This is a genomic window from Methylobacterium sp. E-012 (assembly GCF_057836545.1).
Genome location: NZ_JBYQEY010000001.1, coordinates 648444 through 666249 on the forward strand (window position 1 = coordinate 648444; position 17806 = coordinate 666249).

The following is a 17806-nucleotide window of genomic DNA, read 5'->3' on the forward strand; positions in this document are numbered from 1 at the left end:
TACGATGACACGACCGGAGGCGGGTGAGACGGGGGCGGGGGACGCGGCGCGCACGCGGCTCTCCGCCCATCTGGCGGCGGCGGGCTACCGGCCGGTGACGCCGCCGGTGCTGCAGCCGCTGGAGCCGTTCCTGGAACTGTCGGGCGAGGATATCCGCCGCCGGATCTTCGTGACCCAGGACGCGGGCGGGGCCGAACTGTGCCTGCGGCCGGAATTCACCATTCCCGTCTGCCGCCTGCACCGGGCGCAGGCCGACGGGCAGGCGGCCGATTACAGCTATTGCGGCCCGGTCTTCCGGCTGGCCGCCGACGAGCCCGACGAGTTCTTCCAGGCCGGGATCGAGTCGATCGGGCGCACCGACACGCCCGCGGCCGATGCCGAGGTGCTGGGCCTCGCGCTCGAGGGGCTGGCCCTGTTCGGCCGCTCCGATCCGGCCGTGCGGCTCGGCGACATGGGCCTGACCGTGGCGCTCCTCGACGGCCTCGCGGTCCCGCCGGCGGCCAAAAGGCGGACGCTCCGGGCGCTCGCCGCCGGGCGGTCCCTCGATGCCGTGACCAACGGCGCGGGGGCGCGCCCCGAGGATCCCCATGCCGGCCTGCTGGCGGCGATCCAGGGCCAGGACCCGCGGGGCGTGCGCGCCTTCGTGGAGGACGTGCTGGCCATCGCCGGGATCTCGGCGGTGGGCGGCCGCAGCGCCGGGGAGATCGCCGAGCGCTTCCTCGCCAAGGCGGCAGCCCAGGCCCATGGCGGGGCCGGGCTCAACGCCGAGAACCGCGCCGTGCTCGACCGCTACCGGGCGATCGCCGGCCATCCGGACGCGGCGGCCCGCGACCTGCGGGCGCTCGTCGCCGACGCGCAGGTCCGCCACGACGCCCTCGCGGCCGCCCTCGACCTGTTCGAGGAGCGCATCGGCTTCATCGCGGCCCGCGGCCTGCCGATCGAGCGGTTCCGCTTCCAGGGCGGCTTCGCCCGCAACCTCGACTACTACACCGGCTTCATCTTCGAGGTGACCGAGGGCGACGGTCCGATCCTGGTCGGCGGCGGCCGCTACGACGGCCTGCTCGGCCATCTCGGCAGCCCGGTCCCGCTGCCCGCGGTCGGCTGCACCTTCTGGATCGAGCGCGTGGCGGGAGCCGGACGATGAGCGCTTCCGAGACCATGCTGATCCTCGCCGTCCCGTCCAAGGGCCGCCTGCAGGAGAACGCCAGCGCGTTCTTCGGCCGGGCCGGGCTGAAGCTCGCTCAGGGAGCGGGCGCCCGCGATTACCGGGGCCGGCTCGTCGGCGTCCCCGACGTCGAGGTGCGCTACCTCTCGGCCTCGGAGATCGCCGCGCAGCTCGCCTCCGGCGCGGCCCATCTCGGCATCACCGGCGAGGACCTGATCCGCGAGACCCTGCCGGACGTGCGCGGCCAGGTGGAGCTGCTGACGCCGCTGGGCTTCGGCAACGCCACCGTGGTGGTGGCGGTGCCCCAGGCCTGGATCGACGTCCGGGACATGTCCGACCTCGACGAGGTCGCGGCCGGGATGCGCGCCCGCCATGGCCGGCGCCTGCGGGTGGCCACCAAATACGTGAACCTGACCCGCCGGTTCTTCGCCGAGAAGGGCGTCGCCGATTACCGGATCGTCGAGAGCCTCGGCGCCACCGAGGGCGCGCCCGCCGCGGGCTCGGCCGAGATCGTGGTCGACATCACCACCACGGGGGCGACGCTCTCCGCCAACGCCCTGAAGGTGCTGGAGGACGGGATCATCCTGCGCTCCGAGGCCAACTTGGTGGCCTCGCTGAAGGCCCCGTGGGGCGCGGGCCAGCGGGCGGCCTTGCGCACGGTGCTCGGCCGGATCGCCGCCGAGGAGCGCGCCCGCACCACCCGCGAGGTCCGCGCCGCCCTGCCGGAGAGCGGCGCGATCGACCTCGCCACCCTGGCGGGCCTGCACGAGGCCGAACTGCCCTACGGCGCCCCGCTTGGACCGGAGGGCGAGATCGTCCTGCGCTGCCCGGAGGGCGCGGTGTTCGAGCTGGCCGACGCCCTGGTCCAGGCCGGGGCGCGGGCCGTGACGGTGCGGCGGGTCGACTACGCCTTCGCGGCGGAAAATCCGCTGGCGGAGCGGCTGCTGGCGCGGCTGTGAGGGGGCGCCCCGATGCCGGAAAGCTGGAAAACTTCCGGGCCAAGGTGTATCTTCTCCGGTGTGGGCGACACGGTGACATTCTGCCTGCCGTAGCACTGTCGTCCCTCGCGGATGACGGGAGCGCCATGCGGGGTTCCGGCAGGCCCCGCCCCACAGCGTCAGGAGGCTCCGGCCTCCTTTCGCATTTTCAGAACCCAGGCTGAAGGACCGGGTAGGGCTTCCGCAGCTCTCGCCGGAGGTACCGTTCGCGCATCATCAGGAACGAGACGAGGTAGAGTTCGTGTCCGGCCTGCGTCGCCTTGATGTAGGCCCGAAAATGGGCGCCGAAGATGCTCTGATCCGTGTACAGGACTACTGCAGACCGAGGGCTATCCTGTCGATACGAACCCCGTCTGAGACAAGGTCCTGCGCAGCGATAGGCGCTGATCGGCAAGTCTGCATGCCGCCGCAATTGTTTTTGGATCGTTTCAGCCGATAGAAGAACACGGCGCGTCTGAGCACCAAGTGCTTGGGCTATGACGGGATCAATGTCGGCGATCGGAAGTGGCTCACGGCACAAGCCGGTGTGTAGGCCCAGCAGATGCTCGAAATCCATGCTGTCGTCGAGGTCCGCCAATCTTGACCGCGCTTGCTACGCAGGGAAGTCAGATGTCGAGTGACGGAGAAGGACAGAAACGGCACCCCCGACAAGTAGCCGTCACACCCGAGATCATACAGGATGTCTGTGACTGGCTTGATTTGAAGATGGGCACCGGGCGCTACACGTTCGGCTTGGCATTCGAACTCGCCTATCATATGGCAGCCCGTCTCTACCACGTTCATATCATCTACGGCGAGATCGGTATTCTGGAGGGAACCGATCCACGGCCGAGCCGTACAAAGGAAGCAAAGCCATTCAAAAAACCGCCCTTGCTTGGGCTATGGCATAAACATCACTTTCAGCCGTGTTTTATGGGAAAAAATCTCAAGAACGAACTCAGACACTCGTTCGATAAGGCAATCAAGAAACACTTGGCGTTAAAAGTAGAAGATTTTTCTGGTTTCTTGGCATATAACCTCACAATCGATGCGTATCGTGATCGCAGCGATCGGAACGAGCTTACTGGTGAATGGATTGTCTTCGAGAAGGAAGATAGCAAAAAATATTACTATCTCTCGCTAGGAAGTCACGGGACAAACGTGGATGATGCCGCCCTTAGGAATAAGGTTAGTCGTTACAAGATTATCGACATTTTAATCGCTATGAATCCATGCTTTGTACCGAAATAGGCATACTCTACTGCGGTCCCTGCTTGGCGAACTCCCCCAAAACCCCGCGCAGCACGGTGAGGCGGGTGTCGTAGGCGGCGCGCAGGCAGGCGACGTCGGCGCCGCAGGTCCGGCGTTCCTGCAGCCACGCTTCCTGGTCGTCGCGGAGCTTGGTCTGGCCGCCCATCGGCAGCACCGCCTTCAGGATCTCGAACCGGGTCGCCATCTCGACATCCCTGTCGTTGAGGGCGAGATGCGCGCAGATCGCCGTCTCGTCGGGGGCCTCGGCCTTCTCGCAGGGGAAGCTCGCCGCGTGGGCGGAGGGGCCGAGCGCCAGGGTGGCCAGGACCAAAGCGGCGGGGAACGACTTGGACATGGCCGGAGAACGAGCCGGCGGGCGAAAGGCTCCGCCCGGCATGGCGGCCCGGTAAACCTCGCCCGGGATCACAGGATCCCGGGATCAGAGGCCCGGCTTGACGATCGCCAGGATGACGATGCCGATCATCAGCAGCGTCGGCACCTCGTTGAGCACCCGGTAGAACCGGGGCGCGCGGGTGTTCCGGTCGGCGGCGAAATCCTTGACCATCCGGGCGAGCCAGCCGTGGATGCCCGACATCGCCAGCACCAGCGCGAATTTCGCCTGCAGCCAGGGGCTTGCGTAGAACCCGCTCATCCAGGCGAGCGTCAGACCGAACGCCCAGGTGGCGATCATGGCGGGGGTCATGATCGCCTTGAGCAGGCGGCGCTCCATCACCTTGAAGGTGGCGGCCTGCGCCCCCGAGCCCGGCTCCAGGCCCGCGTGGTAGACGAACAGCCGGGGCAAGTAGAGCATGCCGGCCATCCAGGCGATCAGGCTGACGACGTGCCCGGCCTTGATCCAGTCGTAGAGCACGGGCCTACCCGCGCAGCCGCGCGAGCATGCGCTCGACATGGGCGACCGGCGTCTGCGGCGTGATGCCGTGGCCGAGGTTGAAGATGTGCGGCAGGCCCGTGGTCGCCGCCAGCACCCCGTCCACCGCCGCGTCGAGGGCCGCGCCGCCCGCGATCAGCGTTTCCGGATGCAGGTTGCCCTGCGTGACCGTCGCGGCCGGGACCCGGGCGCGCAGGGCCTTGAGGTCCACCCCCCAATCGACCCCGACCGCGTCGGCGCCGGTCTCGGGCACGACCCGGGCATGGCCGTCGAGCCCCGAGCCGCGGGCGAACACGATGATCTTCGCGTGGGGCACCCGTTCGCGGACCCCCGCGATCATCCGGGCGATCGGGCGCAGGGACCAGCGGGTCAGCGCGTCCATGGCCGTCCCGTCGGGCAAAGCGCTCTCGGCCACGTCGCCCACCGGCTCCACGAGGCCGGCCGAGGGCGGTAACGCCGCCGGCAGGGTGCCGGCATGGGATTCGAAGATCTGCACGGCGTCGGCGCCGGCCTCGAGCTGGCGCACGAGGTAGTCGGTCTGCACGGTGACGAGGCGGTCGATCAGGGTGTCGACCAGGGCCGTGTCGCCCTCCGCGAGCGCCCGGGCCGGGGCGAGGTCGGGGGTGCCGCGGCCGCCGATCATGTAGCTCGCCACCGTCCAGGGGGCGCCGCAGAAGCCGAGCAGCGTCGTCGCGTCCGGCAGTTCGGCGCGCAGCCGCGTCACCGCCTCGAAGACCGGGGCGAGGTGCGTCATGACCGCCGGGTCGCCGGCCTTGCGCAGGCGCGAAAACGCATCCCGGCCGTCAAGCGGGTCGAGGCGGGGTCCCTCGCCCTCCACGAAGCGCACGTCTTGGCCGAGCGCGTGGGGCACGACGAGGATGTCGGAGAACAGGATCGCGGCGTCGAAGCCGAACCGGCGGATCGGCTGGAGCGTCACCTCGACGGCGAAGTCCGGGCTGTAGCAGAGGTCGAGGAACGAGCCGGCCTCGGCCCGGGTCGCCCGGTATTCCGGCAGGTAGCGGCCGGCCTGGCGCATCATCCAGGCGGGGGGCGGCCCGATCGCCTCCCCTTCGAGGACACGCAGCATCGTGCGTTTCACCGGCGGTGTCCCCGTCGTCATCTGCGCTCCCACCCCGCTTAGCCCCTTCCGCATGCCCGTCGGCGCTGCTCCTGTCGAGTCGCGACGCGCCGATCCCCACACAGGCCCCTTCGAAAAGAAAAGAGAGATTCTAAGACTCTGTTTTTTCTCTTGGGGGGGCGAAGTTCGGGGTCGCAAGCGGGTCCACAGGCCGTCCCCGACGCCGCGCCGTTAACGAGGCTTTAAAGGATTCGCTCCATGTTGCGAGAACGGCCAAGTCCGACAGCGGCTTGCGAACGCCGAGTCCGGTACGCACTCCTCGTGCGTCCCGGATTCTCCCAGGCGCCCGGATTCCGCGCGTCCCGATGGCGTAGCTGTGAACGGCGGAGTCGATAAGACGGGGCCTCCGCGCCCTGGACCTGCCCGAAGCCGCATCCTATCCACACTGATCGACTCCCCTGGCGGCCGGCGGTGGATAACGCCCGGCGAGACGAAGGCGACAGGATGGGCCGCAGCTACTTCCACCTTCACCTCGTCTCCGACTCCACCGGCGAGACGCTGATCAATGTCGGCCGGGCGGCGGCCGCCCAGTACGAGGGCGTCTCGGCGATCGAGCACGTCTATCCGCTGGTGCGCTCGGCAGCGCAGCTCGACCGGGTGATCTCCGAGATCCGGGCGGCGCCGGGCCTCGTGCTCTACACCCTGGTGGGCGGTGACCTCGGCGAGCGGCTGGAGGAGGTCGCCCGGGAGACCGGCTCCCCCTGCCTGTCGGTGCTGCGGCCGGTCCACGACCTGCTGCGCGCCTATCTCGGCGCCGAGACGACCGCCCGGCCGGGCGCCCAGCACATGCTCAACGCCGAGTACTTCAAGCGCATCGACGCGATGAACTTCACGCTGGCCCACGACGACGGCAACCTGCCGGAGGACCTGGAGGATGCCGACGTGATCCTGCTCGGGGTCAGCCGGACCTCGAAGACGCCGACCTCGATCTACCTCGCCAATCGCGGCCTCAAGACCACCAACCTGCCCCTGGTGCCGGGCATGCCGCTGCCGCCGGCGATCGAGCGCGCCCGGAAACCCCTGGTGGTCGGCCTGTTCGCCTCGCCCGAGCGGATCGTGCAGATCCGCCAGAACCGGCTGTCGAGCCTGAACGCCGACGAATCCTCGATGTATGTCGACCGCTCGGCGGTGGCCGACGAGATCACGGCCTCGCGGCGGCTGTTCACCAAGAACCGCTGGCCGACCATCGACGTGACCCGCCGCTCCATCGAGGAGACCGCGGCCGCGATCGTCGACCTCTACCGCGACCACCGCCTGAAGTTCATCGCGGATTGAAACGGGGTTCCCAAAGGGCGAGCCCTTTGGCGGGGTTCAGGGGCGGAGCCCCTGAGACGCGGGCCTCGCCCGACACCAGGGCTCCGCCCTGGACCCGCGAACGGTCGAAGACCTTTCAAAACCGTGACGTTCAGCTTCCGCTCAGGACCGCCCGCACCAGGGCGAGGCCCGCCAGCAGGCCCACGAGCCCGGCCGCGACCGAGCCCAGCACGTAGAGGGCGGCCAGGCCCGTCTCGCCCCGCTCGTACAGGCTGATCGCGTCGAGCGAGAAGGTCGAGAAGGTGGTGAAGCCCCCGAGCACACCGGTGGTCAGGAACAGCCGGGCCGGGTGGCCCGCCGCGCCGCGCAGGGCGAAACCCTCGGCGAGCACGCCCATCAGGAACGAGCCCAGCACGTTGATGATCAGGGTGGCCAGGGGAAAGCCGAGGCCCGGCAGCAGCCGCGACACCGCGACGTTGACGCCGTGCCGGGCGCCCCCCCCGAGCCCGGCCCCGAGGATGACGATGAGGGTGTTGATCATGCCTGCCCTTCCTGTTCGGTCGGGCGGCCTCCCCGCGTCGCGGCTTCGGCGCAGGGCCCCACCGCGGACGGCGAAAGGCGCGCCCGTTCGGTAGGAGCCATCAGCCCGGCATGGCGGTCACGATGCCGGGCGGTTGTCGGGGAGCTCCATCCCCATCGGGGAGAAGCTTAGCGCAGGACGGCGCGTGGGGGAATCGGGTTTTCGAACGCCCCTGCGGGTCAGCGGGCGGAGGCGAAGTGGCTGCGCTGCTCGATCTGGGCGGCGTAGAAATCCTCGACGACCTCGCGGACCACCTCGGCCAGCTCGCCGCCCCGGTTCTCGTCGAGCTGGATGTCGCTGCCCACCGTCCGGCCGCTGGCGCCGCGCGCCGCCCCGGGGACCAGGCGCTCGTTGTAGCGCTGGTTGAGGCCCGAGACCGCGATGAAGTTGCTGCCGCCGAGTTCCGGCCCGTAGGTGATCTTGATCTTCTGCTCCGCCTCGGTCCCGCGCAGCTGCGCGCAGAGGCTGATGAAGTTGTCCTGATCGATCCTGGCTTCGAGGCCGGTGATGCTGCCGTGGACGTTGTCCGCCTCGTTGAGCACCTCGGCCATGAGGTTCAGGACGCCGACGACCGGCTCCAGCGCCCGGGCGCCCTCCGCCAGGAGCTTCCTGCGGAAGTCGTTGCTCCGGGCATCGGCCTCCTGAAGCCGGGTGCGGAACCTGTCCTTGACGTCGTTCGCGCGGGCCATCGCGCTCCTCCCTGGATGTCGATCCGACGCTGTGTCGCTCGGTGGAAGGAGCCTACGAGACCGATTCGAATGCTGCAAGATCGTGCAACATATTGATGCCTGCTCAGATCTTGAGCCGTTGCACAGGAATAATACTTGCTTATCGACTGTGCAACGGCGACGGACCGGGATCCGCCGTTACTTCAGGAGCTGCAGCAGGCTCCGGCCGGCCGGGGTCTTGAGCTCCTTGGCGTCGAGCTTGCCGTCGCCGTCGGGATCGGCCGCCTTGAAGCGGCTCTCCACCAGGGCGAGGTATTCCTTGCGGTCGAGGGTGCCGTCGGAATCGGCGTCGGCGGCCTTCAGGTCCTTCTTGCTGATCCGGCCCTTCAGCTCCTTGGCGTCGACGGTGCCGTCCTTGTCCGTCTCGGCGGCGTCGAAGGTCTTGCCGGCGGCGGCCTGGGCCTCGGCCAGATCGATGGTGCCGTCCTTGTCGGTGTCGACCATCTTCAGCGTGCGCTCGGTGCCGGCGGAGCGCGCGGCGGCCGGGAGCGTCGCCGGCAGGAGAAGGGCGGCGGCGAGCGGCGCGGCGAGGGCGGTTCGGGTCAGGGTTGCGGGCATGGATGACGTCTCCGGTGGCGATCGGTGCCGGCAGCCCAAGCCGCGGCCGCGCGGGCCGTTCCTTCACAAGGCGACGATCATCCCCCGCCGCGGGTCAGCGGGCCGGGCCGTCGAGGGGTGCCAGACGGTCCGGCCCGGGCGCGGCGGCGACCGGTTCGGGGCGCGACAGGGCGCGGGCGAGCCCCGGCAGGTCCGGCCCGGCCGCGCCCGGGGGCCCGAACACCGACCGGTCGAGGGCCGCGAAGGCGTCGACGAGCGCGGGCCGGGACCGCCAGATCCGGGCCAGATCCGGCGCCTCCCGCAGCGCCGCCTCCAGGGCCGTGTGGAACCGGGCCGGATCGCCCGTCCGGGCCGCCGCGCGCAGGGCGCGCCGGGAAGGGCCGGAGAGGCGCAGGCGCGGCCGCCCGAGGCCGAAGCCGATCAGGGCCAGCCCGAGCCCGAAGGCGGCGAGCGCCGCGGCGGCGGCCGCGAGCGGCGCGGGGACCGGCGGGGGCGCCCGGTCGGTCTCCCGGTCGGGCAGGCCGCCGCCGATCTGCCGGGCCGGGATCTCGGCCTCGCGCATCGTGCGGGTTCCGGTGTCGAACCACGGGATCGCGATGGCGTCGAGGGGGATGATCTCCGGCACGCCGGGCTTCACGTCCCACTGGTAGGTGGCCCGGGCCACGGGACCGGAGGGCGTCAGCAGGGTCTCGCGGGTGACCGGGCCCGCGAAGGTGATGATGCCGCGGGTGCGCATCACCGGCCGGGGCGGCAGGCCCTCGGCGACCATGCCCTGCGCCTCCAGGGTGACGATCCGCCGGGCGGTCTCGCCGACCTTGATGGTCTCGGGGTCCGGGCTCCAGGAATCCGTGATGGTGACGTCCCGGGCGGGCAGCCACCAGGGCTCCTTGGCGTCGGGGCCGCCGGTGGCGGCGGTCCATGGTTCGACGGGGAAGGGGATCGGGGCTGAGCGCACCTCGACGGTCCGGCGCTCGCCGACATCGTTGACCGTCAGCTTGTGGGTGAACGGCTCGATGGTGAACGGCCCGGCATGGTGCGGGAAGACCGCCACGGTGCGGTCGAACGCGATGGCGCTCTGGCCGTCCGGGAGCTTGGCCTTGCTCCAATGGTCGCGGCCGAGCTGCGTCCAGGAAAAGTTCGCCAGCGAGGGCTGGACCACCTCCTCCAGCAGGATCGGCTGCTTGTAGACCCCGTGGATCTTCAGCAGCACCATCTCACGGGCGAAGGGGGCGCTGTGGCCGTTGAAGTCCGCCGTCACCGTCAGGGTGAGGTCGCCGGGCTCGATCTCGGCCCGGGCGGGGAGAGGGGTGAGCAGAGGGGCGAGGAGGGTGACAACAAGGGCCGCCCGGATGCGCCCCCGCCCTCCCCCCGCTGCGGGGGCGGGTACCCCGCGGAGCAGGGGGGGAGAGGGGAGCGCCGCTTCAAGCAGGGTCGCGCCCGCCATGACGGGCTCAGCCCGCTCCGGAGGCCGGGCTCCCCTCCCCCGCCCCCCTCCGGGGGCCGCCCGCCCCCGCAGAGGGGGGCGGGCAATCGCGCATCGCGGAAGACTCAAGAGCATCACCACGGGTTGCTCCCGGCGGGTATCGCGGTGCCGGCCTCGATCCGGCGGGTCTGCTCGGCGCGCAGGCGCAGCTTGAGATAGCGGCCCGGATCGTCCGGCAGGGTCTGGAGCCAGAGCCGGTCCGGGCGGATCTCGTGGGCCTCAAAGCTCTTGGTCACCCGGCGGACCTCGCGCTCGGGGGCCTCGGCCACCATGGCGGCGCCGCCGCCCATGCGCCCGCGGCCCGCGGCGTCGCCGGCCGAGCCCCGGGCTTGGCCCTTGCCGGCGTCGATCGACTGCTGCTCGGCCCTGCCCCGGCGGGCGACCTTGCTGTTGCCGGGCAGCGACGCGCTGGCGTTGGATTCCTTGTTGCCGGCCAGACCCTCGCCACTGGAGGCGGCGTTGATCTCGTCGGTCTGGTCCTGATTGGCGGTGTTGTTGTAGCGGGCGCCGTACTGGGCGGTGCCGTTGGCGATGCCGCCGCCGGGGCCGCGGTCGATCACCTCGGCCTGCATCCGGGCGATCAGCGAGCGGTTGGCCTGGGCGTCGGCGTCCCGGGGGTCGAAGCGCAGGGCCTCGTCGTAGGCCGCGAGCGCGCCGGGGAGGTCGCCGGCGCGCGCCAGGGCGTTGCCGAGATTGTAGCTCGCCCGGCGGCCGCCGGCGCGGAACAGGGCGATCGCCGCGTCGTAGCGGCCGGCCTCGTAGAGGGCGGCGGCGCGCCAGGCCGGATCGGCGAAGACGTCGGCGGCCAGACCCGGCAGGCCGAGGCCCATCAGCAGCCGCCCGAACCCGGTGCGGGGCTGCGAGACCGCGAGCAGCGCCAGCAGGCCCGCGCCCGCCAGCGCGAGGCCGGCGAGCCGGGCGCGGCGCCGCCAGCGCGGCGGCAGGCCGGCCCGGAGCGGCGCGGCGAGACCCGTATCCGGCAGGCTCAGCCGCATCACGCGCTCCTGCGGAACAGGACCAGGGCCGGCAGGGCCGCCAGCAGCAGCAGCCAGCGCCCGAGATCCGCGTAGGCCAGCACCCCGTAGCCCCCCGCCGCAAGGTGCTGACTGAGCCCGGCGCCGACCGCGTCGAGCACCGGCCCGGGGGCCGCGATGTCGGCGGCGGTGCCGCCCCCGGCCCGGGCCAGGGCGTCGAGGGCCGCCCGGTCGGGCCTCGGCGCGCCGGGCGGGAGCGGCCTTTCGGCGGGGACGAACAGGGCCTGCAGGCGCCAGCCCTGCCGGGCGATCGCCCCGGCCTCACGGGTCGCGGCCTCGCCGACGCCGTCGCCGTCGCTGATCAGCACCACGTCGGCGGCGACCACGTCCGCCTCCGCCAGGGTGCGGCGGGCGAGCGCCAGGCCCCGCTCGGGATGGGAGCCGCGGTCGGGCACCGTGTCGGCGTCGAGGGCGAACAGGGTGGTGCCGAGGCTGTCGCGGTCGGTGGTGGGGGAGGCGGCCAGATAGGCGTCCCCCGCGTAGACCACCAGCGCCACGGCCCGGGTGCCGGCGGCCTCGGCCACGGCGGCGGCGGCCTGGCGGACCCCCTGGAGGTTGCCCCCCTCGGTGACCGAGCGGGAGAGGTCGAGGACGATCACCGTCTCGTCGAGATTGCGGAACGTCCGCCCGTCCGCCCGCTCCACGGCGGGGCCGGTCAGCGCAAGGGCGATCAGCCCGGCCGCCAGGGCGGCGGCGAGATTCGCCTGCCGCCGTCCGCCGAGCACCGCGCCGGCCCGGGCGAGGTGGGCCATCAGCGCCGGATCCACCGCCCGGGCCCAGTCGCCGAGGGGGGCCGAGCGCCACGCGGCGCGCAGGGCCAGGAGGGCGATGACCGGGATCGCCAGGAACCACCAGGGGCGCAGGAGGGCGACGGCGTCGAGGGCGCTCATCGGGCTGAACCGGAGAGGGCGCACGCTCTCCCTCCCCCCCCTGCGGGGGAGAATACCCTGCGAAGCAGGGGGGGAGAGGGGCGCGACGGTGCAGGATAAGGCGTTGGCCGGCCCGTCGGCTCAGCCCTTTTCGGACGCCGCGCCCCCCTCTCCCGGCCCCCGCTGACGCAGGGGGCGCCCCTTGGGGCCCCCTCCCCCGCAGAGGGGGGGAGGAGGGGCGCGCGGCTTGGATCGCCGCCCTTATCCATCCAGCGACGCGTTGGGGCCGAGACCTCAGACACCGCACCCATCACGCCCCCCTCCGGCTGGCGAGCAACGCGGCGGCGGCCAGCAGCGCCAGGGCGCCCGGCCAGGGCCAGAGGTCCCGGCGCAGCGGCAGGGGCGGCGCCAGGGCGCGGCCGCCCTCCAGCCGGTCGATGGCCTCGGCGACCCGGACCAGATCCGCGGTGGTGCGCACCCGGAATGCCTCGCCGCCGCTCGTCTGCGCCATGTCGCGCAGGGTCTCGGTGTCGACCACGTCCTGCTCGCCGTCGGCGTCGGCCATGTCCCGGGGGCCGAGCGCGATCGTGTAGATCCGGATGCCCAGGTCCTTGGCGAGCTCCGCCACGTCCTTGGGGGCGGTCTGGCCGGCATTGTTGGCGCCGTCCGAGAGCAGGATCACGGCCTTCGCGGGTTTCGCGGCGCCGGGTTCGGCCGCGGCCCCGGCATCCCGGGGGTCCAGGCGGCGCAGGGCCAGCCCGAGGCCGTCGCCGATGCCGGTGGAGCGGCCGCTGATGCCGATCGTCGCCTCGTCCAGCGCCCGGGCGACCGCGGCGGTGTCGAAGCTCGGCGCCGCCGCCACGTAGGCCTGGTCGGCGAAGATCACGAGGCCGATTCGGTCCCCGGCCCGGCGCCGGATGAAGTCGGCGCCGACGCGCTTGACCGCGGCGAGCCGGGTCACGGTCTCGCCGTCGAGGGCGAAGTCGCGCCGCTCCATGGAGCCCGACAGGTCCATGGCGATCATGATCTCGCGGCCGGAGGCGGGGAGCGCGGCGGCCGGCATGACCAGGCGGGGCCCGGCGAGGGCGACCACCAGGGCGAGCCAGAGCGTCCAGGCGAGGGCGGTCCGGCGGCGCCCGCGGGCCGCGCGGTCCGCGCCGGCCCGGCCCGCGCCGACCAGGGTGCCGGGCACCCGGAGGGCACCGCTGCCGCCCTCCGGCTCGGCCGGGATCAGGCGGCCGGCGAGCAGGGGCAGGGGCAGGGCCAGCAGCGCCCAGGGTGCGGCGAGGTCGAAGGCCGACAGGAGCGCGCTGAGCCAGGCGGGCAGGAGGTCGCTCACCAGACCGCTCACGAGCGCGCCCCGCTCCGCACCCGTCCGATCAGGCGGCCGAGTTCGGCGTCCAGGGCGTCGAGATCTGGAGCCTGGCGGCGGTACAGCCCGTCGGCGAGGACGCGGCCCGCCCCCCGGGTGAAGAAGTCGGTCCGGAAGAGGGCGTCGAGGCGCCGGCCCCAATCCGCGCCCGCGGTCCGGGGCCCGGAATCGCCGCCCAGCGTCCGGTCGAGGCGGCGCAGCAGCCGGGCCTGGGCCACGAGCCGCGCCTGCGGATCGAGGCCGCGGCTGCGGGCGAGTTCGGCCAGCGCCGCCCGGCGGAGGCCGGCCCGGGACCGGCCGCGCAGGGCGCGCGCGAGCCCGACCAGCAGGGCGGCCAGGAAGCCCAGGAGAGCGGCCGCGAGGATCTCGCCCTGCACGGCGCCGGCGGCGCCCCCGGGCAGGTGCAGGCCGCGGAGCTGGTCCAGGCCGAGCGCGGTCTCGGCGGGCATCATCGCGGCACCCCGCCGGGCCCGGCCTCACAGCACCGCATCGAGGCGCTCCATCAGCGGCGCGTAGGCCTCGGGTCCCGCCTCGACGTCGAGGCGCACACCCGTGATGCCGCGGCGGGCGTAATCGGCGAGCCGCGCCTCGGCGGACCCGTCCGACCCGCCGGCCGGCCTCGCCGTCGGCAGCGCGGTGCCGCGGCTCCCATCCGCCAGGGCGAAGGGATAGTAGCCCGGCGGCCGGGCGCGCTCGAAGGCGTCGCTCACCAGGATCAGCCGGATGGCGATCCGCTCGGCCAGCAGGGTCAGGAGCTCGTCGAAGCCCGGGCCCGGGGCGTCGAGGGCGCTGGCGACGACGAGGTGGCCGCCGGCGGGCAGCAGGCTGCGGGCGAGGCCCAGCGTCGCCTCCAGCGGCGGCTCCGCCTCGGACCGGATTCCGGGCAGGGCCTCCAGGGCCTGCGCGTGGGCCTGGGCGAGGGCGCCGGTCACGGCGATCATGGCGCGCTCCCCGCCCGCGGGCCGCAGCACCGTGGGGGCCCCGGCGGACGCCACCGCGAGGCCGACCCGGCCGCCATCGGCCGCGACCCGCCAGCCGAGCAGCGCCAGGGCCTCGGCGGCCGCCACGGAGCGCAGGGTCCGGCGGGTTCCGAACAGCATCGCGGGTCGGAAATCGGCGAGCAGCACCACGGCCCGGTCGCGCTCGTCGTGGTGGGTGCGGACATGCAGCTGCCCGGTGCGCGCGGTGGCGTTGCGGTCGATGAAGCGGCGGTCGTCGCCCTCCGACCAGAGCCGGACGTCCTCCGGCTCGGAGCCGCGCCCGCGCCGCCGCGTGACGATGCCGCCGGGCAGGCCCGCCAGCGTCCGGGTCCCTGGCGCCGAGCCCCGCCGGGCGAGGTGGCGCAGGCCCATCAGGGCCTCGCCCGAGAGGTGGATGCCGCTGTCGGCACCGCCCCTCCCGCCCCCCTCTGCGGGGGCGGGAGGCCCCTGCGTCAGCAGGGATCGGGTCGGGATGTAGTCCCGCAAGAGGGGAACCCGGCTTCCGGAAGCGGCGCGACCGTCCTGAAGGCCGGCGTTCGATCCTGCACCGTCGCGCCCCTCTCCCGACCCCCTCCGGGGGCCACCCGCCCCCGCAGAGGGGGGAGGGAATCTGCGCCGCGCGAACCCGAACATCGTCAGAGGGCCCGCACCCGCTGCACGAGCTCGCCCACGAGCCCGCGGGCGGTCCTGCCCTCGGCGGCGGCCCGCCAGGTCAGGCCGATGCGGTGGGACAGGGCGTCCCGGGCCAGCGCGGTGATGTCCTCGGGGGTGACGTGGTCCCGGCCGTGCAGCCAGGCCCGGGCCTTGCCGGCCATCATCAGCGCGAGCGTACCCCGCGGCGAGGCCGGGTGCTCGATCAGCGCGCGCAGGTCCGGGGCGGCCGCGTCGGTGCGGGTCGCCGCCACCAGCCGGACGAGGTAGTCCTTGAGCGCCGGCGACACGTAGGTGGCCAGCGCCGCCTCCCGGGCGGCCCGGACATCCGCCAGCGACAGGCGCACGGGCATCGCCTCGACGTGGTGGGTGATCTCGCCCTCCACGAGATCGAGGATCGCCCGCTCGGTGGCCTCGTCGGGCATGTCGACCACGACGTGCAGGAGGAAGCGGTCGAGCTGCGCCTCCGGCAGCGGGAAGGTCCCGGCATGCTCGATCGGGTTCTGGGTCGCCACGACCATGAACGGGTCGGACAGGGCGTGCGTGGTCCCCGAGACCGTGACCTGCCCCTCGGCCATGGATTCGAGGAGCGCCGACTGCACCTTCGGGGGCGCGCGGTTGACCTCGTCCACCAGCACCAGGGCGTGGAACAGGGGACCGTGCAGGAATTCGAAGGTGCCGCTGTCCTGGCGCCACACGGTGGTGCCGGTGAGATCGGCCGGCATCAGGTCCGGGGTGCATTGGATGCGCGCGAAGGAGCCGTCGAGGCCGTCGGCGAGGCGCTTGACCGCGCGGGTCTTGGCGAGGCCCGGGGCGCCCTCGATCAGCAGGTGGCCGCCGGTCAGGAGCCCGATCAGCAGGCGCTCGACCAGGCCGGCGCTGCCGATCAGGCCGCGCTCCAGCCCCGCGCGGAGCGCCATGACGCGGCCGTGCAGGCCCTCGTCCGGGACGATGTCGGGCCGGCGTTCGGCGAGGGCGCCGCTCATGCGGGGAAAATTCCGGCGCGGACCGATTCCGCCGCGTGGGCCCTGTCCTGCATCCTGTCCGTCTCCTCGGCCGGGTCCCGAATTCTTAAGGGATCCTCAGTCTCTTGCCGGTGTGCCCGTTGCCCGGTGCGGCCGTCAATCCCGGTCCCGGCCCGCGCCGGGGTCGCGGCCGGTCCACGGTGTCACGGTTTCGTCACCACGCGCGCCCAAGGACCGCCCCGCCCAAGGACCGCCCCGCCCGAGAACGGCCCCGCCCGAGAACCGCCCCGCCCAAGGACTGCCGATGACCGAGGACCGCCGATGACCACCTACGCGTCCCTCCCCGAGGAGTTGAAATCCGCCCTGGGCCTGCTCGTGGCCTTCGTGCTGGGCACGGTGATTGGGGCCGAGCGCCAGTACCGGCAGCGCACCGCGGGCCTGCGCACGGCGGTGCTGGTGGCGGTGGGCGCCTGCGCGTTCGTGGATCTCGGCATGCGGCTGACCGGCCCGGACGGGGGGGTCCGCACCGTGGCCTACGTGATCTCCGGCATCGGCTTCCTCGGGGCCGGCGTGATCATGAAGGAGGGGATGAACGTCCGCGGCCTCAACACCGCCGCCACCCTGTGGTGCTCGGCCGCCGTGGGGGCGTTCTGCGGCGCCGACCTGCCCCTGGAGGCGGTCTTCGTGATGGTGACGGTGCTGGCCTGCAACACGGCGCTGCGGCCGCTGGTGAACGCCATCAACCGCGCGCCGATCCGTGAATCGGCCACCGAGGCGACCTACGAGGTCCAGGTGACCACCGCGCCCGGCGAGGCCGGCCCGGCGCAGGACCTGCTGGTGGAGCGCCTGGAGGCGGCCAATTATCCGGTCAGCAACGTCGAGGTGGAGGAACGCGGCGAGAGCGCAGTCGACGTGGTGGCGACGCTGACGGCGAGCGCCGTGAAGGCGGAGGAACTCGACGCCGTGACCAACGACCTCGCCCGCCTCCCGGGCATCCGCCACGCCACCTGGTCGATCCAGACCGCCGACTAGCGCATCCGCCCGCGAGGGGGCTGCCGGCTTTCGGAGACGACGATGCGCCAGGGCCTGTTCTGGCGTGATCCTGATCCTTCGATCCTGACGGACGGATCCCGTCGCTGACCGGTGATGGTTTCGAAGGGTCCGGGACCTTTTACGGGTGCAGGGCGCCGCTTGCGAGATCCTCGGGGCTCCGCCCCAGGACCCCGCCCAAGGGATGATCCCTTGGGAATCCGCGGGATCGGGTCGCCGTGCGGTCCTGCGCGGCGACAGGCGTGAGCACAGGCAAGACGACGGCTCAGTACGGCGCCGTCAGCTTGAGCCAGAGCAGGACCGCGAGGCTCACCACGGCGATCGGCATCTGGATCGGGCGCAGGCGGGCATGCGCCAGGGGCACTGCGCCGGTGCGCGCCGCGATCGGATCGAGGATCCCCACGAGGGCGTAGCCGAGGATCAGCATCGCCAGCGCCGGCACCGCCTTGCCCATCACGGCGGCGAACAGGCTGAACAGCCCCAGCCCGTACAGAACCAGCATCGTGACCAATTGCGACAGGCGCGGGCCGCCCTCGGTCCGGAAGCTGACGCCCCGGTGCACGCCGGCCAGGAACAGCAGGATCGAGGCGGCGTAGAGCAGGGTGAACAGGGCCACGAGGTAGTCGAGGGGCTGGCCGTTCAGCCACCACGCCGCGGCGGCGCCGACGGCGATCGGCACCATCGGGCCGAAGCCGAAGACGAGGTCGAGCCACGGGATCCGGCGCGGCTCGTGCGCGGTGAGGGTGCGTCCGGTGGCGTCGTCGCGCATGGCGGTCAGAGGGGCTCTCGGGTTGGGGATCTGCTGCACCGCAGCGCCGGGACGGTGAACCCTCCCGTGCGGGCCCGGTTCCGGGCCGGTCCG

19 protein-coding genes and 1 riboswitch are annotated in these 17806 nt (G+C 72.6%); of the genes, 5 read left to right on the forward strand and 14 right to left on the reverse strand.

The window, feature by feature from the left end; genetic code table 11:
• Window positions 1-4: 4 nt before the first annotated feature.
• The 3 genes from AC3IF1_RS02980 to AC3IF1_RS02990 all read left to right on the forward strand — a co-directional run bounded on the left by AC3IF1_RS02980 (window position 5) and on the right by AC3IF1_RS02990 (window position 3393).
• Complete coding sequence (locus AC3IF1_RS02980; protein ID WP_489215738.1) at window positions 5-1144, forward strand: ATP phosphoribosyltransferase regulatory subunit; 1140 nt, start codon at window positions 5-7, stop codon at window positions 1142-1144.
• Window positions 1141-2124, forward strand: coding sequence for an ATP phosphoribosyltransferase (gene hisG / locus AC3IF1_RS02985; protein ID WP_243973036.1), 984 nt, complete (start codon window positions 1141-1143; stop codon window positions 2122-2124). Before AC3IF1_RS02980 ends, hisG begins: the two co-directional genes overlap by 4 nt.
• Before the next feature lie 618 nt (window positions 2125-2742).
• Entirely contained in the window at window positions 2743-3393 is a 651-nt protein-coding gene (locus AC3IF1_RS02990; RefSeq protein WP_489215740.1) for a hypothetical protein, read from the forward strand.
• Between the two features lie 7 nt (window positions 3394-3400).
• Here the strand turns inward: AC3IF1_RS02990 and AC3IF1_RS02995 are convergent, their stop codons facing one another.
• From AC3IF1_RS02995 to AC3IF1_RS03005, 3 genes are all read right to left on the reverse strand, one after another.
• Window positions 3401-3748: a lysozyme inhibitor LprI family protein gene (locus tag AC3IF1_RS02995; RefSeq protein WP_489215742.1), complete on the reverse strand. Its 348-nt coding sequence runs from the start codon at window positions 3746-3748 to the stop codon at window positions 3401-3403.
• An 84-nt stretch (window positions 3749-3832) separates the two neighbouring features.
• A complete protein-coding gene (hemJ, locus tag AC3IF1_RS03000) occupies window positions 3833-4264 on the reverse strand; it encodes a protoporphyrinogen oxidase HemJ (protein WP_489215744.1) in 432 nt (143 codons plus the stop codon).
• Window positions 4265-4268: 4 nt separating this feature from the next.
• Entirely contained in the window at window positions 4269-5402 is a 1134-nt protein-coding gene (locus AC3IF1_RS03005) for a uroporphyrinogen decarboxylase (RefSeq protein WP_489215746.1), read from the reverse strand.
• A 462-nt stretch (window positions 5403-5864) separates the two neighbouring features.
• Between AC3IF1_RS03005 and AC3IF1_RS03010 the strand changes: the two genes are divergently transcribed.
• Window positions 5865-6695 carry a pyruvate, water dikinase regulatory protein gene (locus AC3IF1_RS03010; protein WP_243973028.1) on the forward strand — a complete coding sequence of 277 codons (831 nt, stop codon included), beginning with the start codon at window positions 5865-5867 and terminating at the stop codon, window positions 6693-6695.
• Between the two features lie 130 nt (window positions 6696-6825).
• Here the strand turns inward: AC3IF1_RS03010 and crcB are convergent, their stop codons facing one another.
• The 10 genes from crcB to AC3IF1_RS03060 form a co-directional block, all read right to left on the reverse strand.
• On the reverse strand, window positions 6826-7215 hold the full coding sequence (gene crcB / locus AC3IF1_RS03015) for a fluoride efflux transporter CrcB (protein WP_243973022.1): 390 nt from the start codon (window positions 7213-7215) through the stop codon (window positions 6826-6828).
• An 84-nt stretch (window positions 7216-7299) separates the two neighbouring features.
• Window positions 7300-7378: riboswitch (Fluoride riboswitch) on the reverse strand.
• Between the two features lie 55 nt (window positions 7379-7433).
• Window positions 7434-7943, reverse strand: a complete 510-nt coding sequence (locus tag AC3IF1_RS03020) for a hypothetical protein (protein WP_489215749.1) — start codon at window positions 7941-7943, stop codon at window positions 7434-7436.
• A 177-nt stretch (window positions 7944-8120) separates the two neighbouring features.
• Entirely contained in the window at window positions 8121-8540 is a 420-nt protein-coding gene (lanM, locus tag AC3IF1_RS03025; protein WP_489215751.1) for a lanmodulin LanM, read from the reverse strand.
• 94 nt (window positions 8541-8634) lie between these two features.
• The gene (locus AC3IF1_RS03030) at window positions 8635-9984 is read right to left on the reverse strand and encodes a hypothetical protein (protein ID WP_489215753.1); all 1350 of its coding nucleotides are present in this window, start codon (window positions 9982-9984) and stop codon (window positions 8635-8637) included.
• Window positions 9985-10097: 113 nt separating this feature from the next.
• Window positions 10098-11018 (reverse strand): tetratricopeptide repeat protein, encoded by a 921-nt coding sequence (locus AC3IF1_RS03035; protein WP_489215755.1) that lies wholly within the window; start codon window positions 11016-11018, stop codon window positions 10098-10100.
• Window positions 11018-11947 carry a VWA domain-containing protein gene (locus AC3IF1_RS03040; RefSeq protein ID WP_243973008.1) on the reverse strand — a complete coding sequence of 310 codons (930 nt, stop codon included), beginning with the start codon at window positions 11945-11947 and terminating at the stop codon, window positions 11018-11020. Before AC3IF1_RS03040 ends, AC3IF1_RS03035 begins: the two co-directional genes overlap by 1 nt.
• 289 nt (window positions 11948-12236) lie before the next feature.
• Complete coding sequence (locus AC3IF1_RS03045) at window positions 12237-13253, reverse strand: VWA domain-containing protein (RefSeq protein ID WP_489220304.1); 1017 nt, start codon at window positions 13251-13253, stop codon at window positions 12237-12239.
• A gap of 20 nt (window positions 13254-13273) precedes the next feature.
• Window positions 13274-13750, reverse strand: a complete 477-nt coding sequence (locus AC3IF1_RS03050; protein ID WP_489215757.1) for a DUF4381 family protein — start codon at window positions 13748-13750, stop codon at window positions 13274-13276.
• A 24-nt stretch (window positions 13751-13774) separates the two neighbouring features.
• Window positions 13775-14650, reverse strand: a complete 876-nt coding sequence (locus AC3IF1_RS03055) for a DUF58 domain-containing protein (RefSeq protein ID WP_489220305.1) — start codon at window positions 14648-14650, stop codon at window positions 13775-13777.
• 263 nt (window positions 14651-14913) lie between these two features.
• On the reverse strand, window positions 14914-15915 hold the full coding sequence (locus AC3IF1_RS03060; protein ID WP_243973006.1) for an AAA family ATPase: 1002 nt from the start codon (window positions 15913-15915) through the stop codon (window positions 14914-14916).
• Window positions 15916-16215: 300 nt separating this feature from the next.
• On the opposite strand from AC3IF1_RS03060, the gene AC3IF1_RS03065 reads away from it, so the two are divergent.
• Window positions 16216-16926, forward strand: a complete 711-nt coding sequence (locus AC3IF1_RS03065) for an MgtC/SapB family protein (RefSeq protein WP_243973005.1) — start codon at window positions 16216-16218, stop codon at window positions 16924-16926.
• Window positions 16927-17209: 283 nt separating this feature from the next.
• On the opposite strand, the gene AC3IF1_RS03070 is transcribed toward AC3IF1_RS03065, so the two are convergent.
• A complete protein-coding gene (locus tag AC3IF1_RS03070; protein WP_243973004.1) occupies window positions 17210-17713 on the reverse strand; it encodes a DUF3429 domain-containing protein in 504 nt (167 codons plus the stop codon).
• Window positions 17714-17806: the final 93 nt, after the last annotated feature.

Coding starts and splice junctions, on each gene's coding strand:
- hisG (WP_243973036.1), top strand. CDS start 1,141: ATGAGCGCTTCCGAGACCATGCTGATCCTCGCCGTCCCGTCCAAGGGC.
- AC3IF1_RS03030 (WP_489215753.1), bottom strand. CDS start 9,984: ATGGCGGGCGCGACCCTGCTTGAAGCGGCGCTCCCCTCTCCCCCCCTG.
- crcB (WP_243973022.1), bottom strand. CDS start 7,215: ATGATCAACACCCTCATCGTCATCCTCGGGGCCGGGCTCGGGGGGGGC.
- AC3IF1_RS03055 (WP_489220305.1), bottom strand. CDS start 14,650: ATGGGCCTGCGCCACCTCGCCCGGCGGGGCTCGGCGCCAGGGACCCGG.
- AC3IF1_RS03010 (WP_243973028.1), top strand. CDS start 5,865: ATGGGCCGCAGCTACTTCCACCTTCACCTCGTCTCCGACTCCACCGGC.
- lanM (WP_489215751.1), bottom strand. CDS start 8,540: ATGCCCGCAACCCTGACCCGAACCGCCCTCGCCGCGCCGCTCGCCGCC.
- AC3IF1_RS03040 (WP_243973008.1), bottom strand. CDS start 11,947: ATGAGCGCCCTCGACGCCGTCGCCCTCCTGCGCCCCTGGTGGTTCCTG.
- AC3IF1_RS03050 (WP_489215757.1), bottom strand. CDS start 13,750: ATGATGCCCGCCGAGACCGCGCTCGGCCTGGACCAGCTCCGCGGCCTG.
- AC3IF1_RS02995 (WP_489215742.1), bottom strand. CDS start 3,748: ATGTCCAAGTCGTTCCCCGCCGCTTTGGTCCTGGCCACCCTGGCGCTC.
- AC3IF1_RS03065 (WP_243973005.1), top strand. CDS start 16,216: ATGACCACCTACGCGTCCCTCCCCGAGGAGTTGAAATCCGCCCTGGGC.
- AC3IF1_RS03005 (WP_489215746.1), bottom strand. CDS start 5,402: ATGACGACGGGGACACCGCCGGTGAAACGCACGATGCTGCGTGTCCTC.
- AC3IF1_RS03060 (WP_243973006.1), bottom strand. CDS start 15,915: ATGAGCGGCGCCCTCGCCGAACGCCGGCCCGACATCGTCCCGGACGAG.
- AC3IF1_RS03070 (WP_243973004.1), bottom strand. CDS start 17,713: ATGCGCGACGACGCCACCGGACGCACCCTCACCGCGCACGAGCCGCGC.
- AC3IF1_RS02980 (WP_489215738.1), top strand. CDS start 5: ATGACACGACCGGAGGCGGGTGAGACGGGGGCGGGGGACGCGGCGCGC.
- AC3IF1_RS03020 (WP_489215749.1), bottom strand. CDS start 7,943: ATGGCCCGCGCGAACGACGTCAAGGACAGGTTCCGCACCCGGCTTCAG.
- AC3IF1_RS03035 (WP_489215755.1), bottom strand. CDS start 11,018: ATGCGGCTGAGCCTGCCGGATACGGGTCTCGCCGCGCCGCTCCGGGCC.